We start from the raw sequence: 16735 nt of genomic DNA, 5'->3' as shown, positions 1-16735 counted from the left end.
TGACGGGCAGGGCGTCGTTCATAACGTACCTGCCTTTTTCCAGCTCATGTAACGGTTGACCAGCTGTGGGCCCAGTTCTCCTGGCCGCGCATCCATGATCACGATGCCTTGCGCGCTCAAACGATCGTGCAGCGAAGCGCGGGCATTGAGGAAGTCGATCGTCCCGCAATAACTCAGTGCTTCATCGTAGGTGTGTACCGGCGAGTGGCGCAGGCCGTCGAGGACTTCTTCGCGCAGACTGGCGATCAGTACCCGATGCTGTTTGCCGAGCTGCCTGGCAGCGGCCAGCAGTTCCTCATCGTCTTCATCGCGCAAGTTGGTCATCAACACCACCAGTGAACGTCTTTTATGACGAACCATCAGATGGCGCACGGCGGCGCTGTAGTCAGCGGGGCGCCGGGTGGTCTGCAGGTCATAGACCGTGTTGAGCACCCGATTCAGCTGCCCAGGCCCCTTCACCGGCGCCAGATAACGATCCTGCTCGCCGGCAAAGGTCGCAATACCGACAGAATCACCCTGACGCAGCGCGACATAACTCAATAGCAGGCAAGCGTTGAGGGCGTGATCGAAGTGAGACAGGTCGCCGTCCTGACTGCGCATCCGACGTCCGCAATCGAGCATGAAAACGATTTGCTGATCCCGCTCGTCCTGGTATTCCCGTGCGATGGGCGCTCGCTGGCGAGCGGTGGCTTTCCAGTCGATCTGGCGCAGGCTGTCGCCCTCGCGAAACTCACGCAACTGGTTGAATTCCATGCCCAGCCCGCGGCGTTGTAGCTGGCGTATGCCCAATTGGCTCAGCCAGTTATCCACCGCCATCAATTGACCGCCGCAGAGGCGGGCTAAATCCGGATAGACCCGCGTGCTGCCGGGCACTGCCAGGTAGCGTCGTGTCGTCCACAGGCGCAACGTTCCCGGCAGGCTGATTTCGCACTGCTCAAACGTAAAGTGACCCCGGCTTGACGGGCGCAGGCGATAGCCGATGCTGCCTTTGCCGCGTGCGGCCAAGGTGAGGGACTGAGGCATGTTTTCGTGTTCCAGCCCGTGCGGCACATGATCGAATAGCCGCATGATCACGGGTCTGCGATCGTCGTGCTGGACGTCGAGCCGGACTTCGTTCCAGCGGTCCAGCGTCAGACTGCCCGCCAGCTCGCGCTGCACGCGTGGCGAGGGGCTTCTGAGTAGCCAGATTGCATCAAGCACGCTCACGACGACGAGGGCCAGCAATGCCCCCCAGTAAAGGTCGTCGATTTTTGCCGGATACTCGATGCCCAGCGCATGAAACGTTCCGAGCAGCAAGGCCACGCCCATCAGTCCGCCGAGCCAGCGCAGCAGCGTTATCGACGGCTTGAGGACCTGTTTCACAGGCGCGGTGCCGAGACCTGGTCGAGGATCTGCCTGAGCACCTGATCCACCGACAGCCCTTCGATGTCCAGCTCAGGCGACAGCCTGACCCGGTGTCGCAGCACCGCCAGTGCACAGCCCTTGATATCGTCCGGGGTCACGAACTCGCCGCCACGCAACACGGCTCGGGCCCGCCCACCACGCACCAGCGCAATCGAAGCGCGAGGGCCTGCGCCCTGACTCAGACCTGGCCAGGTGCGCGTGCTGCGAGCCAGTCGCACGGCGTAGTCCAGCACTTGCTCATCGATGGGCAGTTCGCTGGCAATGCGTTGCAGCGCCTGAACCTCGCGGGCCTGCATGATGACCCTGAGCGGTCGCACATCCAGCATGTCAGCCCGGGACGAGCGGGTGACCTGACGTACCATGTTCAGCTCTTCCTGCGCTTCGGGGTAATCCATGCGCAGTTTGAGCATGAAGCGATCCAGTTCAGCTTCAGGCAATGGATAGGTGCCTTCCTGTTCGATGGGGTTCTGGGTCGCCAGCACCATGAACGGCTGCGGGATCGGCAGCGCGCGCCCTTCAAGGGTGACTTGCCGCTCCTGCATCGCTTCGAGCAAAGCCGCCTGGGTCTTGGCCGGTGCCCTGTTGATTTCGTCGGCCAGCAGCAGGTTGGTGAACAGCGGCCCCTTGCGCAGCTTGAACTGCTCGGTCTGCATGTCGTACACCGCATGACCGGTGACATCGCTGGGCATCAGGTCCGGCGTAAACTGGATGCGGGCGAATTCGCAGCCGATGCAACTGGCCAGCGCCCGAACCAGCAGCGTCTTGCCAAGTCCCGGAACACCTTCCAGCAACACATGTCCGCCGCCAATCAGCGCGGTCAGCACATCGTCGATAACCGCATTTTGTCCGATCACGGCCTTTTGCAGCTCATTGCGCAACGCCTGAGCCAGCTGGCTGGCACGCTGCCGCTGCTGCAACTGGGTGGTGGATTCGGCTGCGGGCTCGGCAAGTGACTCTGTGCTGCTGCCTGATGGGGCGGGTGTTTGATCGCTCATAAGTTCTGGAGCCTTATTAACCGTTACATTTGATTTATCGTCCATAAATCAATTACTTACCTGATTTAACTTTTTTTGTGATTTTTGTGCGCAGCGACGGAGTGTTTCCTCTCTCGCCTAGCATTATTTCCATGGTAACCGCTCAGGGCATGCGGCGTGTTGGTGCATGCCATTCAATTGCACTGACGTAGCTGCTGTCTGCAACAAAGGTAGAAATCTGCGGAAGGATGCCTTTTCTGAATGGGTGCCTCGTGGCTCGAAGGTCAGCAGTCCATTTAAACAAACAGCTTGGGCTTGGAATAACACCACCTAGGTGTGAGCTGTGTCATTTTCCGTGAATACCAAGGAACGCCTGCCTGTAATCTGTTCAGGAGGTCCCTGCCAACTCTCTCAGGATCGTTCGCGATTCGTTACCAATCCTGACAGAGAACCCCTATGACAGAGTCTATCCGCCGAGCAACATCCCTTCGTCCTAGACAATTCAAGCACTTGATCCGCGTAGCATCCGTGACTGGCCGTCTACCAGAGCGCGACGTGATGCTTTTGTGGCTCACCCACACCACTGGCGTTCGCGTAACCGAGCTGGCCTTGGTGGAGGTCGCAGACGTGCTGTATCCCAGTGGGGCCATCAAGCCCGATGTTTATCTTCGCGCAGAGATCACCAAGGGCTGCCGGCCGCGCAATGTGTACCTGACCCATCCACGATGAGTTGCCGCCTTAGAAAGCTGGATAGCGGTTCGCTTGCAGCGCCGCTGGGGCCTTTCTGGCGATGCTGAATACCGAGGCCTGCGCCCAAGTTCAAAACTGGTCACCACACACAAGGGTCAAGCCTTTGAACTGGCGTTCAAGCACCGTGAGCTGGACGGATGGCCAGAAGTTTACCGGGCCTGTGATTCGCTCCAGCAGACCATCAGTAGGCTATACCGGCAAGCCGGTATCAAGCAGGGGGCATCGCACAGCGGCAGGCGCTCCCTGGCAGCAAAAGTGTTGGCCGCTACAGGCGACGTTGAGACAGTGCAGACCATCTTGGGGCACGCCTGCCTTGATCACAGCAAGCCTTATTTGACTGTAACCAAGTGACAATTCGACGTGCATTCGAGGTTGCACTGGCATAGCGACATCAGTAGTGTGGGTTGGATTCATCTTCGAGCAAGAATCGGTTGCTCAGCTACGACCAAGGCCTCAGTTTCCCTCAAACAGAAATGGAATTCGCAAGTGAATTTATTGCTCTGGCTCACTGATTTGAAAGAACTCTGGATAGCACTCGTAGGTGCGATCGTCGGTGGCTTGTTTACCATGTGGGCTACGCATCTTACTCAGAAGGGAGAATTGAATCGCGCAGCACAAGAGCGGCGCGAGGAAAAAGTACAGATTGACGCTGAACATCAGCTGGTCCTTGCCAATACGGCTAAGCTGATTTTGGTAGAGATCACCACCGCTTGGAACGTCTATCGAGATGAGTATGCTGCAGATCTGATGCAGCTGCCCGACGGTGTGCCCTACCTTTGCGTTTTTCCTGTGGGAGAAAATTCGTTTCCCATTTTTGATTCTGCCCCTACGTGTTTAGCGCAACTGCCTACTGAAACTGCGCAACTAATCGTCAGGTTCTTCATGCGTGCAAAAGGCCTAATTGCTATGGTCAACATGAACAATATTGATACCGAGCGAGCACGCGAATACGCTAACGCAGAGCTGCAAAAACGCAGTAGCCAAGCGCTGCTTTCAGTCCAGCTCGAAAACGCCGAGGATATCAATACGAGCTACGTCCAGGACGCTAAAAGAATGGCTTCACTGATTGGGATGGGCAGTACAGCTGACGGTATGAAAGGACTCACGATTGAGATAGAAACGTTGGTTCTCGATCTCCAAGCCCGACTGGTCTGCGTCGACTGACCAGTCGATCGTCTGAGTTGTTTGCTAAAAAAGCTGCTATCTCTCCCACGGACTTGCTGGTTGCTGCCGTCAAGAACGTCAAGTCAATCCGTCTACAACCAGATCCATGAACAATGGAAAAAGTCGCTGCATTCACAAGCCCGCCGAGTTGCGGGCTTTGGCAGTGTCAGGATGCGGTTTTCGCGTCCTCAAGAACGAAGCAGGCTCTATGAATAGTACCTATCTTGAAGCACTTGAGGAGTTTGAAACCCTGACGGGCACTCCCTACCGAGATGAGCTTTATCTAACTCCAGCATCTGTTCCTGCTGAACTGCTCGACGTTATCAGCAAAGCAAAAATCAGTCAGGCTCACGCTCAGCAAATCAGCATTTCCCATCAGATGCAGCATTTCAAACAAGGCAATGTCGCCGTACTGCCAGAGGATAAGACGTACCTGGTGGGTGATTTTGAAAAGTGCAGGGAACAAATCGAGCTATGGAGTGCTGCACGTTCAGATCGTAAAAGTAAGTAGGAAAGCGTACCAAGCGCACACGAAGATCAGCCCATGCTGGGCCGAGGACGTAAAAACAGGGCGTTTTCAGCCCACTACATCAAGTTTGAATTAACCCTAAGAGACGCTATAAATGCTGATGCAAACCCGTGAATATTACCCAATTGCCACCCTATCGGGTGCTCAACCAGTCAAGTTCGAGGTGTCTCCGTTTCACTTGCATGTGAGCATTGGGCAGCCATACACCAAGATGGCCGTCAAGTTGGGCCAATTGCGCTTCGAGGACACCACAATGACAGTCAACAAAATTCCAGTTGTCAACGTGTGCGGTGGTAGCGGCAGCGATTTGTTCTGGCAGATCGCGCTTAAGCCTGAAGACGCCGCCGACCTGCAAGCGCTGATCGCTGAAATTTCCGAAGCGGCCAAGAGTCTCTAGCGACCCCGCCCCAGTTCGACGGGTCTTCAAGGAAAAAAGAGCCTATGAACCTTGATGAAATTCCAGTTGCAGCGCTGTTGGCATTGGCAGTATCCCTGTTTGGGCTATGGCGCGCTGAACGGGCACAAGGCAGGTCCAGAGCAGCGGAGCGATTTCTGCTGCAGCAGACAGTCTTACTCAAGGTCGAGGCGGCCCGCTCCGAATGGTACGCACTGGAGCGGGAAAACAACACGTTGATCCTTCGCTTGAGTCTTGATAGCGGCCTTCAACCTGAACTCCGAGCAATCGCTTCCGACTACCTTAAAGGTCAGAAAGAATTTCTCGCGATGTGTATTGCCGACGCAACCGCGTGTGCAGAAAACGTTTTTGCTAACGGTACCAAGTTCAGTGAGAAAAAATGCCGCGATGACCTTCGCCTTATCGAACTCAGTCTCGAAAAACTGAGACGGAATCAAGGGGTATCAGAGCGAAAGTTTGACGAACTCATGCAGCAAGCAGCTGCCCACGGCTGAATCTAGGAAAACCACCCTTTGTATGTTTTGGGCTGTTACTGCCAGCTGCGGTGACAAGTCACCCCGTCCAACACCAGCTCCACGAACGTCTGGACCTCAATGAAGGGAAGAACCATGGAATTCAAGCTTACTTATCGAACACTTCGCTGGTCAGCAAACACCTCACTCCGAGTCAAAAAGATCGACACTGGATGGCACATTTCACATCAGGCGATTAATGGTGACGCGGACTGCGAAGGCGCACCCTTTCTGGAAATGAATCTGAATCAAGATAACGTTAAATTCCCCGAAGGAGTGGGTACGTTTCTTGGCTTCGTGTGGCATCAATTAGACATTGGCGATATCGACGAGGAGCGGGCCCAGCAGATGATTCAGGAAATTGGCGACTGGATTACTGCCTGTGAGGCATCGCAACCGGTGTGGAAGGTTTGGAACAGCTAGGAAAAGGCGAGGATACCAACATGGAAGAAGTAGCTGTTTTTACTCGGCAGATTGCCTTGCGATCTACTGATCACAAACGGGCTATGCAGCTCGTGTCGGCTGCAAATATCCCAAGTCAGATGATGGCAATTCTGCGTCAAGAGCTGGACTCAATGGTTAGGGTCATCTACCTATTGGCTCAGGAACCTGCACGGCGTGATGAATTAATTATCGCTTCCGTGAATGGTGAGCTCTGGCGGCAACCCAATGGGCGCGGTCGTGTAACGGATCATGAGATGGTTGAGCTGGCACAGCATCTCCAAAATTGGGCTCGATCCGTCTACAAATTTGGTTGTGCTTTCATCCATTTATCCAATTTGCACGATTACAACGACAGAGATCCGTTGCAGCAGCTTCCAGCCGCTGAGCGTGACGCGGTTCTAGAGCACTGCCGGCACTACCATGGTGGTCCTGTGGGATCAGACTTTTCGGAGTTGGTGCCATACTTGCCGAGCGTTTTGGAGAAAGTGTCGAGTAACCTTGAACACTACCTACAGCAGCTAAGGGATGGGGGATTTCATAAGCCCGGTGACATTTGGTAGGAAAATCCTATGAGAGTGCTATGACTAATCGAAAATTTGCGTATCTAGTCGCGGCGATTTTCGTGCTACTCGCGGTTTTCCACCGTCAGCTGATTGGTTGGATTGATGTCGACGGATTCTGGTTTCTGGTCGTTTTTGTCGCAGTGTTTACGGGGCGCTTGAGCCTTTACGTTTACAGGAAATCGCGAGGTAGGAAAGACAGCCTCGATACTCGCCGTTGGTGGGATATCTTTTGATCTAGGAAACGCGCCGCTTGCCCGGTCGCAATATTTACCTGTGGCCGCACTGGATGGCCTGTCCGACGAACGATAGGAAAAATCGATGTCTCGTCAAAGAAAGGTTTCAGTTGCAACGTGGTGCCTCATAGGGCATTCCTGATTGTTTGCAGGTGGGCTACCTGGCGGGTGAATTCGCTGTGTGACAGGCGTTGCGGCGGGCGAGGGCGCAGCGCGTCGCTGATGGCGCTGGTGGGCTGACGGGTCAGGCGTGCAAGCACTTGCCATTGTTCGGCAACGACCAGCCGCTCGAAACCGGGATGCAGCTGGCGGGCGCGACGCAGGATGTCCTGTTGCAGGCGTTTGATCAGCGTCTGCTGCCCGGTGTGTTTGCGCAGGAACTCGGCACTGGCGCGCAGGTGCTCGGTCAGTTGGCGGCGTGCAAGTGGTGCGGGCCTGCGCAACGGGCCCTCGCGCAGACCGATGTGCCACAGACCCAGGCCGATCAGCAGTGCCAGCGTCAGCAGCGCCTGAGGATAGTTGCGCAGCAACAGGCTCAGCAGGTTGTCGTGTTCGGTTTGCAGCACCAGGGTCACTTGGCTGTCCTGCGTCAGATACCAGAGCAGCCAGGCATTGTCATAGTGGCCGATCGAGCGGGTTTTCCACAGGTTGGCGTCCGTGATAACCGTGATCAGCCCAGTGCCCCGGCTTATCTGCAGCAGGTGCGTGGCATCGGCGCTGTTCGCCCAGGACTGGGCGTGATCTTCCGGGTCTTCGAGGTGAAACGCCGGATCGAAACTCATGTAGGCCGGGGCGCTCTCGTTTTCCAGGTACAGGCGGGTCAGCTCCGGCCAGGGCATCTTCTTGTGTTTGGGGGCGGGCGTCATCAGCGGGATGGGCAGTGGCGGCTGAGCGTCGGTCAGCTGCTGTTCCTTGGCATTGATGTCTTTGGTGAGGTACTGATGAATCTGCAGACTGTCCAGCAGCAGATCGCCGCTGCGACCTTTTTGTTCGTCCCAGAGTTGTTCGGCGACAAACAGCAGGTGCCCGCCTGCTTCGGCCCAGTCCAGCAGCTTTTGGGTTTGCGCCGGCGTCATGTCTTCCCGGTCATCAAGCAGCAGCAGGGTCTGGGTGCTCTGACTCGGGTCGGGAAGCTGGGCCAGCGTATCGACGGTATTCACTGTAACAGAGAGGCCACGCAGAAAATGTTCGGCCGCCAGCCAGGGATTGGCCTTCGCCTCTGGCGAGGGGCCCTGATCGACCGTTTTCTCGTAGCGCTCGAGCTGAGTGCTCAGAAACAGCGCGCCACTTGCCAGCAGCAACAGAACCAGCAGCCCGATCAGCAGTCCGGTACGGCGGCTCATGGCTGCGCTGCCTGGTTGAACAGGCGACGCCAGCCATCGCAGAGTTCCTGCCGGGCATGGGCTGGTGGCAGGCGATGCCCGTAGGCGAGGTTTTGCCAGTGTGCGGTCAGCGTGCGGCTGAACTCACTCAGCAGCGGCTGGTTGAGCGCGGCGATACGTTCGAGTACCTGACTTTCGGTATCGGCATTTTTCAAGGGCAATCGATAGTCGCTCAGCAAGCGGCTGAGCAAGGCGCGGTACAGCAGACCCAGCGCTTCGCGAGGCTGGCTGTTCCAGAGCTGCTCGGCCCGGCCAGCAACATCGTCGGGCAGGCTTTCAGCATTCACTTGCAGACCAAAGAGCTGCTCGGGTGTAGGGCGGGTGGTTTTGGCCTTGCCGGTCTTCCGGCCAACGAAGGTCTTGAACCAGTCCCGGTAACGAAAGATCACCAGTCCCACAAGCCCGATGAACACGGCCCACAGCAGTACTTCAATCAGGCTGGCCAGGGCGCTCGCTGCGCGCAGAAGCCGGTTGAGCCAGGTCATCAGCCAGCTCTGATCACGCGTGTCCCGCGCCGCAGACTGGCCTTTCTGTTTTTCAGGAAAGCGCCAGCCCGTTTCGGTCCGGGGGTTGCGGAAGGGCGGCTGTTGCAGAACGTTGTGAATCTGGCTGCGTGCCGCTTCGCTGGTCAGGGGCTGGCGGGTCAGGCGCGGCGTGTCGGGCGCCGCCACGGACGGAGCGGATTGCGCAGGGGCGGATTCCGGCAACGGGCAGCTGTAGCTTCGCTGATCGGCCCAGACCGGTTCTGGCGCTGCCGAAAGCATCAGCCCGACGCCCATCAACACGGCATAGGCCGTACCGATCAGGCGCTGCCGCAGGCGTCGGAAGATCAGTTCTATGTCCCAGGCTTCAAGAACCGTGCGGCGATTCAAGTACAGCGTGAAGCCGCAGGCGACATACACAGGCTCCCAAAGTATCAGCGCCAGGGCATACAAGAGGTTGGTCAGGTGGTCGATCCACAGCCATTGGTTTTCGACGTCGAGCAGACTCATCCAGTGCCAGTCGATCTGGATTTGCTGCGGTATCAGGGCGTAAAGCAGGACCAGCAGGCCTATCCACAGTGCGTATTCCAGGTGTGCGCCAACGATGGTGAGCAGCTGTGCGGCACGCAGGTCTTTCTGGCTGAGAAGGCCGATGCGCAGGGCGCGTTCGGTGCCTGCCAGATGCTCCAATTGCTGCACCGGCAGTTGGAAACTGCGACTCAGGGAAAGACGTCGCCACAAGAGGCTGGGCAGCAGTTGCTCCTTCAGGGTCGCCGGCCAGGCCTTGAGGGCCTGTCGCAGTGTCGGCGTGGCACCGAACAGTGACTGCGAAAGGATCAGCAGCGGCAACCGCTCGAACGCAGGTTTGAGCCACCAGAACAGCAGGATGGCGGCCGTGGGGTAATCCCAGAACAGTGCACTGAGGACACAGAAAAAGGGCAGGGTGACGATTGCCCAACTGCTCATCAGCACACCGCGGTGCCGCCCGGCGAGCAGTACGCCCAGGTCGATGGCTTCCCAGGGCGAGCGAGGGCGTATTGCAACAGTCGACTCAGTCAGGCGCATGAGGTGTACGTCCTGCCAGAGTCAGATACGCGGCCACCAGCACCCACAGGACGGCGCCTGTCAGGTACTTGAGAAGGGGCCCGGGCCAGGTCATCGATGACCAGTAGGCCTCGATGAAGGCTGCGATCAGCAGAAACAGGATCACCCCGCCGACCAGCTGCATGCTGGCCCGCGCGGCGATGCGCAATGCGGCACTGCGCGTCAGTCTTCCCGGAGCCAGCAAGGCCCAGCCCAGTTTGAGGCCCGCCGCCCCGGCGAGGGCGATGGCCGTCAGCTCGAAGGCGCCGTGACCGATGACGAAGGGCCAGAAGGTCTGCCCGTAACCGATGTCTGTCAGGTGCCCGGCGATTGCGCCGGTCATCAGCCCGTTGAAGAGCAGGAAGAACAGACTGCCCAGCCCGAACAGCAAGCCGCTTGCATAGGTTTGGAAGGCGATACCGATGTTGTTCATGATGTAGTAGCCGAACATCATCCAGTCCGTATCGGAACCCCGTTCGACGGGCTGACCGACCCGGCTGGCCGACGGGTCATACATGCTCTGCATGTCTGCCAGTTGTTCGGGGCTGACGACGCTGTAGATCAGTTGTGGAAAACCATAGACCAGCAACGCCATGCCGATCAGGCTGCCGAACAGCAGCAGGCTGGCAACCAGTACAAAGCGCCATTCGGTCCGCACGCGTCGCGGAAAGCCGCTCAGAACGAAGCTCAGCAATCGCACCCCGGCAGTGCTGCGGTGGCGGTAAAGTTGCTGATGACCGCGCATGGCCAACTGATGCAAGGGGTCGACCAAATGGCTGCTGTAGCCACGCTCCTGTGCCAGCGCCAAGTGGTGGCAGAGGCGCCGATAATCGCCGGGAAAGTTCGCGCCGCCGCCGAGATCGCCCTTGCCCTGTTCAAGGGCTGTCAGGCGCTGCTCGAAGCGTTGCCACTCCTGCTGATGGCGGGTTTCAAACAGGCTCTGCTTCATGTCGGCCCCAGCAGGTTGCGGGCGATGCCGTTTACATGAGCGACCGCCGTGTCGGCGGGGATACGCAAGGGTTCGGCGAGGATGGCCGCCAGTTCCTGGGTTCGCGCGCTGGACAGTTCAGCCTGCCGCTCCGCCAGGCCGAGCACCGCCCGCTGTTCATCCAGACGCAGGGCAAAGGGCACCATGACCGGTTCGGCCTGCGGCAGGGTAGGGCGCGCCACCGGCCGGTCGCTGTAAATCACCAGCGTTCCGGCGGCAAGATCACCCAGCCGTTTGAATAGCGGATGGTTCAGACAAGTGATCGCCCCCAGCCCGTAGCCCAGCGGGAGCATGTCGACGAAGCGCAGCAGGTTGCGGATCAGCGAAGAAGACCAGTCTATGGGCGTGCCGTCGTCATGCACCACCCGCAGCCCGAGCAGGCGCTTGCCCGGTGTGCGTCCCTGGTTGAGTACTTCAAACAGCACCATGTACCACCAGTTCACCAGAAAAAACACCAGAGCGGCCAGACCCATGCCGAGCTTGTCGAACAGCTGCAGAAGCACGAAGAACACGCCGAGGAGGGCTGCGCGAATGGCGAAGTCGATGCCGAACGCCAATGCGCGGGAAACCAGCCCGGCAGGGCGCAGAAGCATATCGATGCCTTCTGGCGTCTCGATTTCAATGCGCGTGTCCAACGGCGTGGGCAGCGCTGCACTCCTTGGCGAAGCGGGACGGGATGACATTGTCGGAAGGACGCGCCTGAAAACCAAAACTGATGCTAGCTACCGCAGCGGAGCTAAGCAACCGACCATTCAATACGCGGGCTGTAAGAAAACATTTCCCGGTGCGCCGGATACGACCCGATTAGCCAATGACACCTGTCACGCCCTACACTTCGCCGGTCTTTTGTTCAGGATCAGCCCGTGACCTCCAGCATCTTCTGGTACGACTACGAAACCACCGGTATCAACCCGCGCAACGATCGTGCGCTGCAGATGGCCGGAATTCGCACGGATACCGACCTCAATGAAATCGCGCCTCCGGTCAATCTGCACTGCCAGCTCAGCGATGACATCCTGCCTCATCCTGCCGCCTGCATGATTACCGGAATCACCCCGGCCACGCTGGCAGAAAAAGGCCTGTGCGAGGCCGATTTCATGACGCGCGTACATGCCGAACTGTCTGCTCCGGGAACCTGTGGCGCGGGTTACAACACCTTGCGTTTTGATGATGAAGTCACGCGCTACAGTTTTTATCGCAACTTCTTCGACCCCTATGCGCGCGAATGGCAGGGGGGCAACAGTCGCTGGGATCTGATCGATGTTGTGCGGGCTGCCTACGCATTGCGCCCCGATGGCATTGTCTGGCCGGAACAGGACGGCCGGGTCACGCTTAAACTGGAGCGGCTGACGGCTGCCAATGGTATTGATCACGGGCAGGCGCACGACGCGTTATCCGATGTGCGTGCAACTATTGCGCTGGCACGTTTGATTCGTGAAAAGCAGCCGAAGCTTTACGACTATCTGTTTGCATTGCGCAGCAAACAGAAAGTCCAGGAACAGGTTCGCCTGATGCAGCCTCTGGTGCATATTTCGGGACGCTTTTCTGCGGCGCGCAATTACCTGGGCGTGGTGCTGCCGTTGGCCTGGCACCCGCATAATCGCAACGCGCTGATCGTGTGTGATCTGCACCTGGATCATTCACCGTTGTTGCACGAGGGCGCTGAAACACTCAAGCGGCGTTTATATACGCGGCACGACGCGCTGGGCGACGGCGAATTGCCCGTGCCGCTCAAACTCTTGCATATAAACCGTTGCCCGGTGATCGCGCCGCTGGGGGTGCTGCGCAGCGAAGATCAGCAGCGGCTGCAACTGGACATGGCCGGCTATCAGGCACGCGCAGCGCAATTGAGTGAACGCCGCGAAGTTTGGCACGATAAACTGGCGGCCGTTTACGGCAAGGACGACTTCGTCGCAAGTGAAGATCCCGAACAGCAGTTATATGACGGTTTTATAGGTGACCGTGATCGTCGACTGTGTGAGCAAGTTCGGCAGGCCGAGCCCGAACAACTGGCGCGTGACGCCTGGCCGTTTGATGATGCCCGATTGCCTGAATTGTTATTCCGGTATCGCGCTCGTAACTTTCCTGACACCTTGAGTGGCGAAGAGCAAACACGCTGGCGGGATTTCTGTCAGCAGCGCTTGCGCAGCCCGGAATGGGGCGCTCCCAACACCCTGCATGACTTTACGGCCGCTTGGGTAGAATGCTCCCTTAGTGCCGCGCCAGAGCAGTTAGAGGTGTTGCGGCAGTGGCAGAATTACGCCAACAAGCTGAGTAACCGTCTGGGCGTATAAAAATACCGGGCAATAAAAAACGCCAGCAGGCTGGCGTTTTTGCAATCGCAATGAACCGCGATCTGGTGAAGCTTAGCCCAGCAAAGTGGCCCAGCTTTCAACGTCGTCGCTGCCCCACTTGGCTTTCCACTCTTTCAGCGTTTTGTGGTTGCCACCTTTGGTTTCGATGACTTCACCGTTGTGCGGGTTCTTGTATTGCTTGACCTTGCGCGCGCGTTTGGTGCCGGCAGGTTTAACAGCGCCGCCACGGGGGGCCTTGTTTACCTTGGCATCCGGATCCAACAGGGCAATGATGTCACGCAGCGACTTTTGGTATTCGCCCATCAGCGTGCGCAGTTTGCCTTCGAATTCCAGCTCGGTTTGCAGTTTGTCGTCCTGCGACAGGTTCTTCAAACGGGCTTGCAGTTCTTTGATGGCTTCTTCTGTAGCGCGGTATTCGTTGATCAGGGACATGAGGAGACCTTATGTTGTGAGGGTTGCAGGGATACAGTGCGGCAATAATAGTCACTGTAAATGAGCAAGTAAACATTAAATAAAAGTTTTATTTGAATTATTTAGCAATATACACGCGTCCTACAGACGTCTGAACTAGGAGCGCGTCACGCTTCCTTCAAAAGATCGCCCCTATAAAGCCCTTCTTATTACAGGTTTTGTTTAGCGATGGGCACCCGGAAAACGCATACTGGCAAGGTGCAATCTTTGGCCTTGGCGGTGTGCTTTTTCGGCATCTGAATTCAGGCAACAGAGATACTGCAGTTTTGCTGCGCAGCCGCTAGAATAGCGGCTTTGCGAAGTTCTGGAGTTTCCCCCAATGCGCACTTTTCGTCTGGTGATTGCTTGCCCGGACCGTGTAGGCATCGTTGCCAAAGTCAGTAACTTTCTGGCGTCCCATAACGGCTGGATCACCGAAGCGAGTCATCATTCTGACAATCTCAGCGGCTGGTTTTTCATGCGTCACGAGATCCGTGCCGACACCCTGCCTTTTGACCTGGACGGCTTCCGTGAAGCCTTCACGCCGATTGCCGAAGAGTTTTCGATGGACTGGCGCATTACCGACTCGGCGCAGAAGAAGCGCGTCGTGCTCATGGCGAGTCGCGAATCGCACTGTCTGGCCGACCTGCTGCACCGTTGGCACAGTGACGAACTCGACTGCGACATCGCCTGTGTGATTTCAAACCACCAGGACCTGCGCAGCATGGTCGAGTGGCACAACATCCCTTACTACCATGTTCCGGTGGACCCCAAAGACAAGGAGCCGGCATTCGCCGAGGTATCGCGTCTGGTCGGTCATCACCAGGCTGATGTCGTGGTTCTGGCGCGTTACATGCAAATCCTGCCGCCGCAGTTGTGCCGTGAATATGCCCATCAGGTCATCAATATCCACCACAGCTTCCTGCCATCGTTCGTCGGGGCCAAGCCTTATCACCAGGCCTCGCTGCGCGGCGTCAAACTGATCGGCGCGACCTGTCACTATGTGACCGAAGAGCTCGACGCCGGTCCGATCATCGAGCAGGACGTCGTGCGCGTCAGTCACCGTGACAGCATCGAAAACATGGTGCGTTTCGGCCGCGACGTGGAAAAAATGGTGCTGGCGCGCGGCCTGCGCGCTCACCTGGAAGACCGCGTTCTGGTTCACGACAACAAGACAGTCGTCTTCGGCTGATCTATCTTTTCCGGAGCGCGTCTGTCGCGCTCCCGACTCAGCTGTCGGCAAGGGTGCAACGCGCAAGGTGACAGCCAATGACCGATCCTCTCGACAAAGCCACTTCCACCGCTCCGGCAACGCTTGGCGAAGGCTGCCTGAGCCGCTATGACCCTGCTGAACTGACTGCTGAAAACGGCACTGATTTCGACGGTGCCGCAGCACTGTGGCGCGAGCTGCAGCAAGCGCCTGGTGAAGGGCTTGAGGAGGAGGGGGGACAAGAGGATGAGTGAGTCAAACCCTTGAGCGGTGCAAGGTATGCACCGCCCGAAGGGTTTCGGATCAGGCCAGGGCCTTGGAAGCCAGCCAGAACAACGCTGCGGACAAGGCGACCGTTGCCGGCAGGGTCAGCACCCAGGCCAGCAGGATGGTGCGCACGGTTCCGCCTTGCAGACCGCTCTTGTTGGCGACCATGGTGCCGGCTACACCCGACGACAGAATGTGCGTGGTGGACACTGGAAGACTGAACACGTTGGCCAGACCAATCGCGCAGGCGGTGGTGATCTGCGCCGACATGCCTTGTGCGTAGGTCATGCCCTGCTTGCCGATTTTCTCGCCGATCGTCAGTACCACACGTTTCCAGCCGACCATGGTGCCGATGCCCAGCGCCAGTGCGACCGCCAGAATCACCCAGAACGGTGCGTACTCGGTGGTGGTGGTCAGGTCCTTGCGAAGTTTCTCCAGGTCGGATTTTTCACGCGCTGACAGGTCCGGAAGTTTGCCGACCTTGCGGGCGGTGTCGTCCAGGCACAACAGGTAGCGACGAACTTCGATGCGGCTTTCAGGGGCCAGCGCATGGTAGTCGGACACGCCCTTCAGGCGGTCGAGCAGCGCGTCGATGGTAGGTTCGGTCTGCTTCGGATTACAGGCAGAGCTGGACGGCAGGTCGCCTTTTTCGGCTTTACCCATGGCCAGGTATTCGCCCAGCGTGCTGCTGTTGCGCTGATAGAACTGGTTCAGGTGCTGGGTCGCATCGCGGGTGCGTTCGATCTGGTAGGTCGTGCTGGTGAGGTCAAGCACGAACTGGCTGGGCACGATACCGATCAGTACCAGCATGATCAGGCCAATACCTTTCTGGCCGTCATTCGAACCGTGTACGAAGCTGACCGCCATGGCGGAGATGACCAGCACCAGACGGTTCCAGAACGGCGGGTGCTTCTTGTCATCAAGCTTGCGGCGCTGGTCAGGGGTCTTGTGCATCTTCGACAGCGGACGCCACCATTTCAGGGCAATCAGTACCAGGCCCGCAACGATAAAGCCGGCCAGCGGCGAGAACACCAGCGAAGCGCCGATATCGATCGCTTTCTGCCAGTTCACGCCATCGGCCAGCGGGATATCGTTGAGCAGCGCATTGGCCAGACCCACACCGAGTATCGAGCCGATCAGCGTGTGCGAACTGGAGGCCGGAATGCCGAAGTACCAGGTGCCGAGGTTCCAGGTAATCGCCGCCGCCAGCAGCGAGAACACCATGGCCAGGCCATGTCCGGTGTTGACGTTGATAAGCAGTTCGACCGGCAGCAGGTGGACGATGGCATAGGCAACGCCCACGCCGCCCAGCAACACGCCGAGAAAGTTGAATACACCGGAAAAGAGCACGGCCAGATGAGGCGGCATCGCTTTGGTGTAAATGACTGTCGCCACCGCGTTGGCGGTGTCATGAAAGCCGTTGATGAACTCGAAGGTGAGGACGAAAGCCAGGGCGAGCAACAGGCTCACAAGCACCCAGGCATCAAGCCCGCTGAATAAATCGATCATGTAGGTTTTCTGACCGGGTCTGAAGGGGGCGCGATTATGACAGAAAAAATACCGAACGACT

Annotated in this window: 19 protein-coding genes; 11 read left to right on the top strand and 8 right to left on the bottom strand. The window is 57.8% G+C overall.

Annotated elements, in window-relative coordinates:
• Positions 1–18: 18 nt before the first annotated feature.
• Positions 19–1362 carry a DUF58 domain-containing protein gene (locus JOE39_RS14110; RefSeq protein ID WP_210078624.1) on the bottom strand — a complete coding sequence of 448 codons (1344 nt, stop codon included), beginning with the start codon at positions 1360–1362 and terminating at the stop codon, positions 19–21.
• On the bottom strand, positions 1359–2399 hold the full coding sequence (locus tag JOE39_RS14105; RefSeq protein ID WP_003418672.1) for a MoxR family ATPase: 1041 nt from the start codon (positions 2397–2399) through the stop codon (positions 1359–1361). Before JOE39_RS14105 ends, JOE39_RS14110 begins: the two co-directional genes overlap by 4 nt.
• Positions 2400–2933: 534 nt before the next feature.
• Here JOE39_RS14105 and JOE39_RS26345 point away from each other — a divergent pair.
• The 8 genes from JOE39_RS26345 to JOE39_RS14070 all read left to right on the top strand — a co-directional run bounded on the left by JOE39_RS26345 (position 2934) and on the right by JOE39_RS14070 (position 6752).
• Positions 2934–3107 (top strand): hypothetical protein, encoded by a 174-nt coding sequence (locus tag JOE39_RS26345; RefSeq protein ID WP_245227011.1) that lies wholly within the window; start codon positions 2934–2936, stop codon positions 3105–3107.
• Positions 3108–3140: 33 nt separating this feature from the next.
• On the top strand, positions 3141–3479 hold the full coding sequence (locus JOE39_RS26340; protein ID WP_235202855.1) for a tyrosine-type recombinase/integrase: 339 nt from the start codon (positions 3141–3143) through the stop codon (positions 3477–3479).
• A 135-nt stretch (positions 3480–3614) separates the two neighbouring features.
• Positions 3615–4292, top strand: coding sequence for a hypothetical protein (locus JOE39_RS14095; protein ID WP_010423975.1), 678 nt, complete (start codon positions 3615–3617; stop codon positions 4290–4292).
• Between the two features lie 208 nt (positions 4293–4500).
• Positions 4501–4803, top strand: a complete 303-nt coding sequence (locus JOE39_RS14090) for a hypothetical protein (protein WP_010423977.1) — start codon at positions 4501–4503, stop codon at positions 4801–4803.
• A gap of 112 nt (positions 4804–4915) precedes the next feature.
• Positions 4916–5218: a hypothetical protein gene (locus tag JOE39_RS14085; protein ID WP_010423979.1), complete on the top strand. Its 303-nt coding sequence runs from the start codon at positions 4916–4918 to the stop codon at positions 5216–5218.
• A 44-nt stretch (positions 5219–5262) separates the two neighbouring features.
• Positions 5263–5730: a hypothetical protein gene (locus JOE39_RS14080; RefSeq protein WP_024665149.1), complete on the top strand. Its 468-nt coding sequence runs from the start codon at positions 5263–5265 to the stop codon at positions 5728–5730.
• Between the two features lie 114 nt (positions 5731–5844).
• Positions 5845–6171, top strand: coding sequence for a hypothetical protein (locus JOE39_RS14075; RefSeq protein ID WP_116817492.1), 327 nt, complete (start codon positions 5845–5847; stop codon positions 6169–6171).
• A 20-nt stretch (positions 6172–6191) separates the two neighbouring features.
• On the top strand, positions 6192–6752 hold the full coding sequence (locus JOE39_RS14070; RefSeq protein ID WP_010423989.1) for a hypothetical protein: 561 nt from the start codon (positions 6192–6194) through the stop codon (positions 6750–6752).
• A gap of 361 nt (positions 6753–7113) precedes the next feature.
• Here JOE39_RS14070 and JOE39_RS14065 read toward each other — a convergent pair whose 3' ends face one another.
• Genes JOE39_RS14065 through JOE39_RS14050 form a run of 4 tightly spaced genes read right to left on the bottom strand, consistent with a single transcriptional unit; the run spans position 7114 to position 11606 of the window.
• Positions 7114–8331, bottom strand: a complete 1218-nt coding sequence (locus JOE39_RS14065) for a DUF4350 domain-containing protein (RefSeq protein ID WP_065093644.1) — start codon at positions 8329–8331, stop codon at positions 7114–7116.
• Complete coding sequence (locus tag JOE39_RS14060; protein WP_210078625.1) at positions 8328–9917, bottom strand: DUF4129 domain-containing protein; 1590 nt, start codon at positions 9915–9917, stop codon at positions 8328–8330. Before JOE39_RS14060 ends, JOE39_RS14065 begins: the two co-directional genes overlap by 4 nt.
• Positions 9904–10884: a stage II sporulation protein M gene (locus JOE39_RS14055; RefSeq protein WP_129429973.1), complete on the bottom strand. Its 981-nt coding sequence runs from the start codon at positions 10882–10884 to the stop codon at positions 9904–9906. The genes JOE39_RS14060 and JOE39_RS14055 overlap by 14 nt, the downstream gene beginning before the upstream one ends.
• On the bottom strand, positions 10881–11606 hold the full coding sequence (locus tag JOE39_RS14050; protein WP_046266335.1) for an RDD family protein: 726 nt from the start codon (positions 11604–11606) through the stop codon (positions 10881–10883). The genes JOE39_RS14055 and JOE39_RS14050 overlap by 4 nt, the downstream gene beginning before the upstream one ends.
• Before the next feature lie 180 nt (positions 11607–11786).
• On the opposite strand from JOE39_RS14050, the gene sbcB reads away from it, so the two are divergent.
• The gene (sbcB, locus tag JOE39_RS14045) at positions 11787–13217 is read left to right on the top strand and encodes an exodeoxyribonuclease I (RefSeq protein WP_210078626.1); all 1431 of its coding nucleotides are present in this window, start codon (positions 11787–11789) and stop codon (positions 13215–13217) included.
• Between the two features lie 72 nt (positions 13218–13289).
• Here the strand turns inward: sbcB and mvaT are convergent, their stop codons facing one another.
• Positions 13290–13670, bottom strand: coding sequence for a histone-like nucleoid-structuring protein MvaT (mvaT, locus tag JOE39_RS14040; protein ID WP_002554971.1), 381 nt, complete (start codon positions 13668–13670; stop codon positions 13290–13292).
• A gap of 358 nt (positions 13671–14028) precedes the next feature.
• Between mvaT and purU the strand changes: the two genes are divergently transcribed.
• Positions 14029–14880, top strand: coding sequence for a formyltetrahydrofolate deformylase (purU, locus tag JOE39_RS14035; protein ID WP_003413243.1), 852 nt, complete (start codon positions 14029–14031; stop codon positions 14878–14880).
• Between the two features lie 77 nt (positions 14881–14957).
• Positions 14958–15152 (top strand): hypothetical protein, encoded by a 195-nt coding sequence (locus tag JOE39_RS14030; RefSeq protein ID WP_096134477.1) that lies wholly within the window; start codon positions 14958–14960, stop codon positions 15150–15152.
• 49 nt (positions 15153–15201) lie between these two features.
• Here the strand turns inward: JOE39_RS14030 and JOE39_RS14025 are convergent, their stop codons facing one another.
• Entirely contained in the window at positions 15202–16674 is a 1473-nt protein-coding gene (locus JOE39_RS14025) for an inorganic phosphate transporter (protein ID WP_003425186.1), read from the bottom strand.
• Positions 16675–16735: the final 61 nt, after the last annotated feature.

The sequence above is a fragment of the Pseudomonas sp. PvP100 genome, assembly GCF_017833055.1.
GTDB classification, from domain to species: domain Bacteria; phylum Pseudomonadota; class Gammaproteobacteria; order Pseudomonadales; family Pseudomonadaceae; genus Aquipseudomonas; species Aquipseudomonas syringae.
Note: the sequence above shows the minus strand (reverse complement) of the source record. Positions and strands in the feature narration are given on the sequence as shown.

Bases quoted from the DNA above. Each gene is read 5' to 3' on its own strand.
- JOE39_RS14080 (WP_024665149.1), top strand. From the start codon at position 5,263: ATGAACCTTGATGAAATTCCAGTTGCAGCGCTGTTGGCATTGGCAGTA.
- JOE39_RS14030 (WP_096134477.1), top strand. From the start codon at position 14,958: ATGACCGATCCTCTCGACAAAGCCACTTCCACCGCTCCGGCAACGCTT.
- purU (WP_003413243.1), top strand. From the start codon at position 14,029: ATGCGCACTTTTCGTCTGGTGATTGCTTGCCCGGACCGTGTAGGCATC.
- JOE39_RS14060 (WP_210078625.1), bottom strand. From the start codon at position 9,917: ATGCGCCTGACTGAGTCGACTGTTGCAATACGCCCTCGCTCGCCCTGG.
- JOE39_RS14070 (WP_010423989.1), top strand. From the start codon at position 6,192: ATGGAAGAAGTAGCTGTTTTTACTCGGCAGATTGCCTTGCGATCTACT.
- mvaT (WP_002554971.1), bottom strand. From the start codon at position 13,670: ATGTCCCTGATCAACGAATACCGCGCTACAGAAGAAGCCATCAAAGAA.
- JOE39_RS14050 (WP_046266335.1), bottom strand. From the start codon at position 11,606: ATGTCATCCCGTCCCGCTTCGCCAAGGAGTGCAGCGCTGCCCACGCCG.
- JOE39_RS14055 (WP_129429973.1), bottom strand. From the start codon at position 10,884: ATGAAGCAGAGCCTGTTTGAAACCCGCCATCAGCAGGAGTGGCAACGC.
- JOE39_RS14090 (WP_010423977.1), top strand. From the start codon at position 4,501: ATGAATAGTACCTATCTTGAAGCACTTGAGGAGTTTGAAACCCTGACG.
- JOE39_RS14065 (WP_065093644.1), bottom strand. From the start codon at position 8,331: ATGAGCCGCCGTACCGGACTGCTGATCGGGCTGCTGGTTCTGTTGCTG.
- JOE39_RS14085 (WP_010423979.1), top strand. From the start codon at position 4,916: ATGCTGATGCAAACCCGTGAATATTACCCAATTGCCACCCTATCGGGT.
- JOE39_RS14025 (WP_003425186.1), bottom strand. From the start codon at position 16,674: ATGATCGATTTATTCAGCGGGCTTGATGCCTGGGTGCTTGTGAGCCTG.
- JOE39_RS14105 (WP_003418672.1), bottom strand. From the start codon at position 2,399: ATGAGCGATCAAACACCCGCCCCATCAGGCAGCAGCACAGAGTCACTT.
- JOE39_RS14075 (WP_116817492.1), top strand. From the start codon at position 5,845: ATGGAATTCAAGCTTACTTATCGAACACTTCGCTGGTCAGCAAACACC.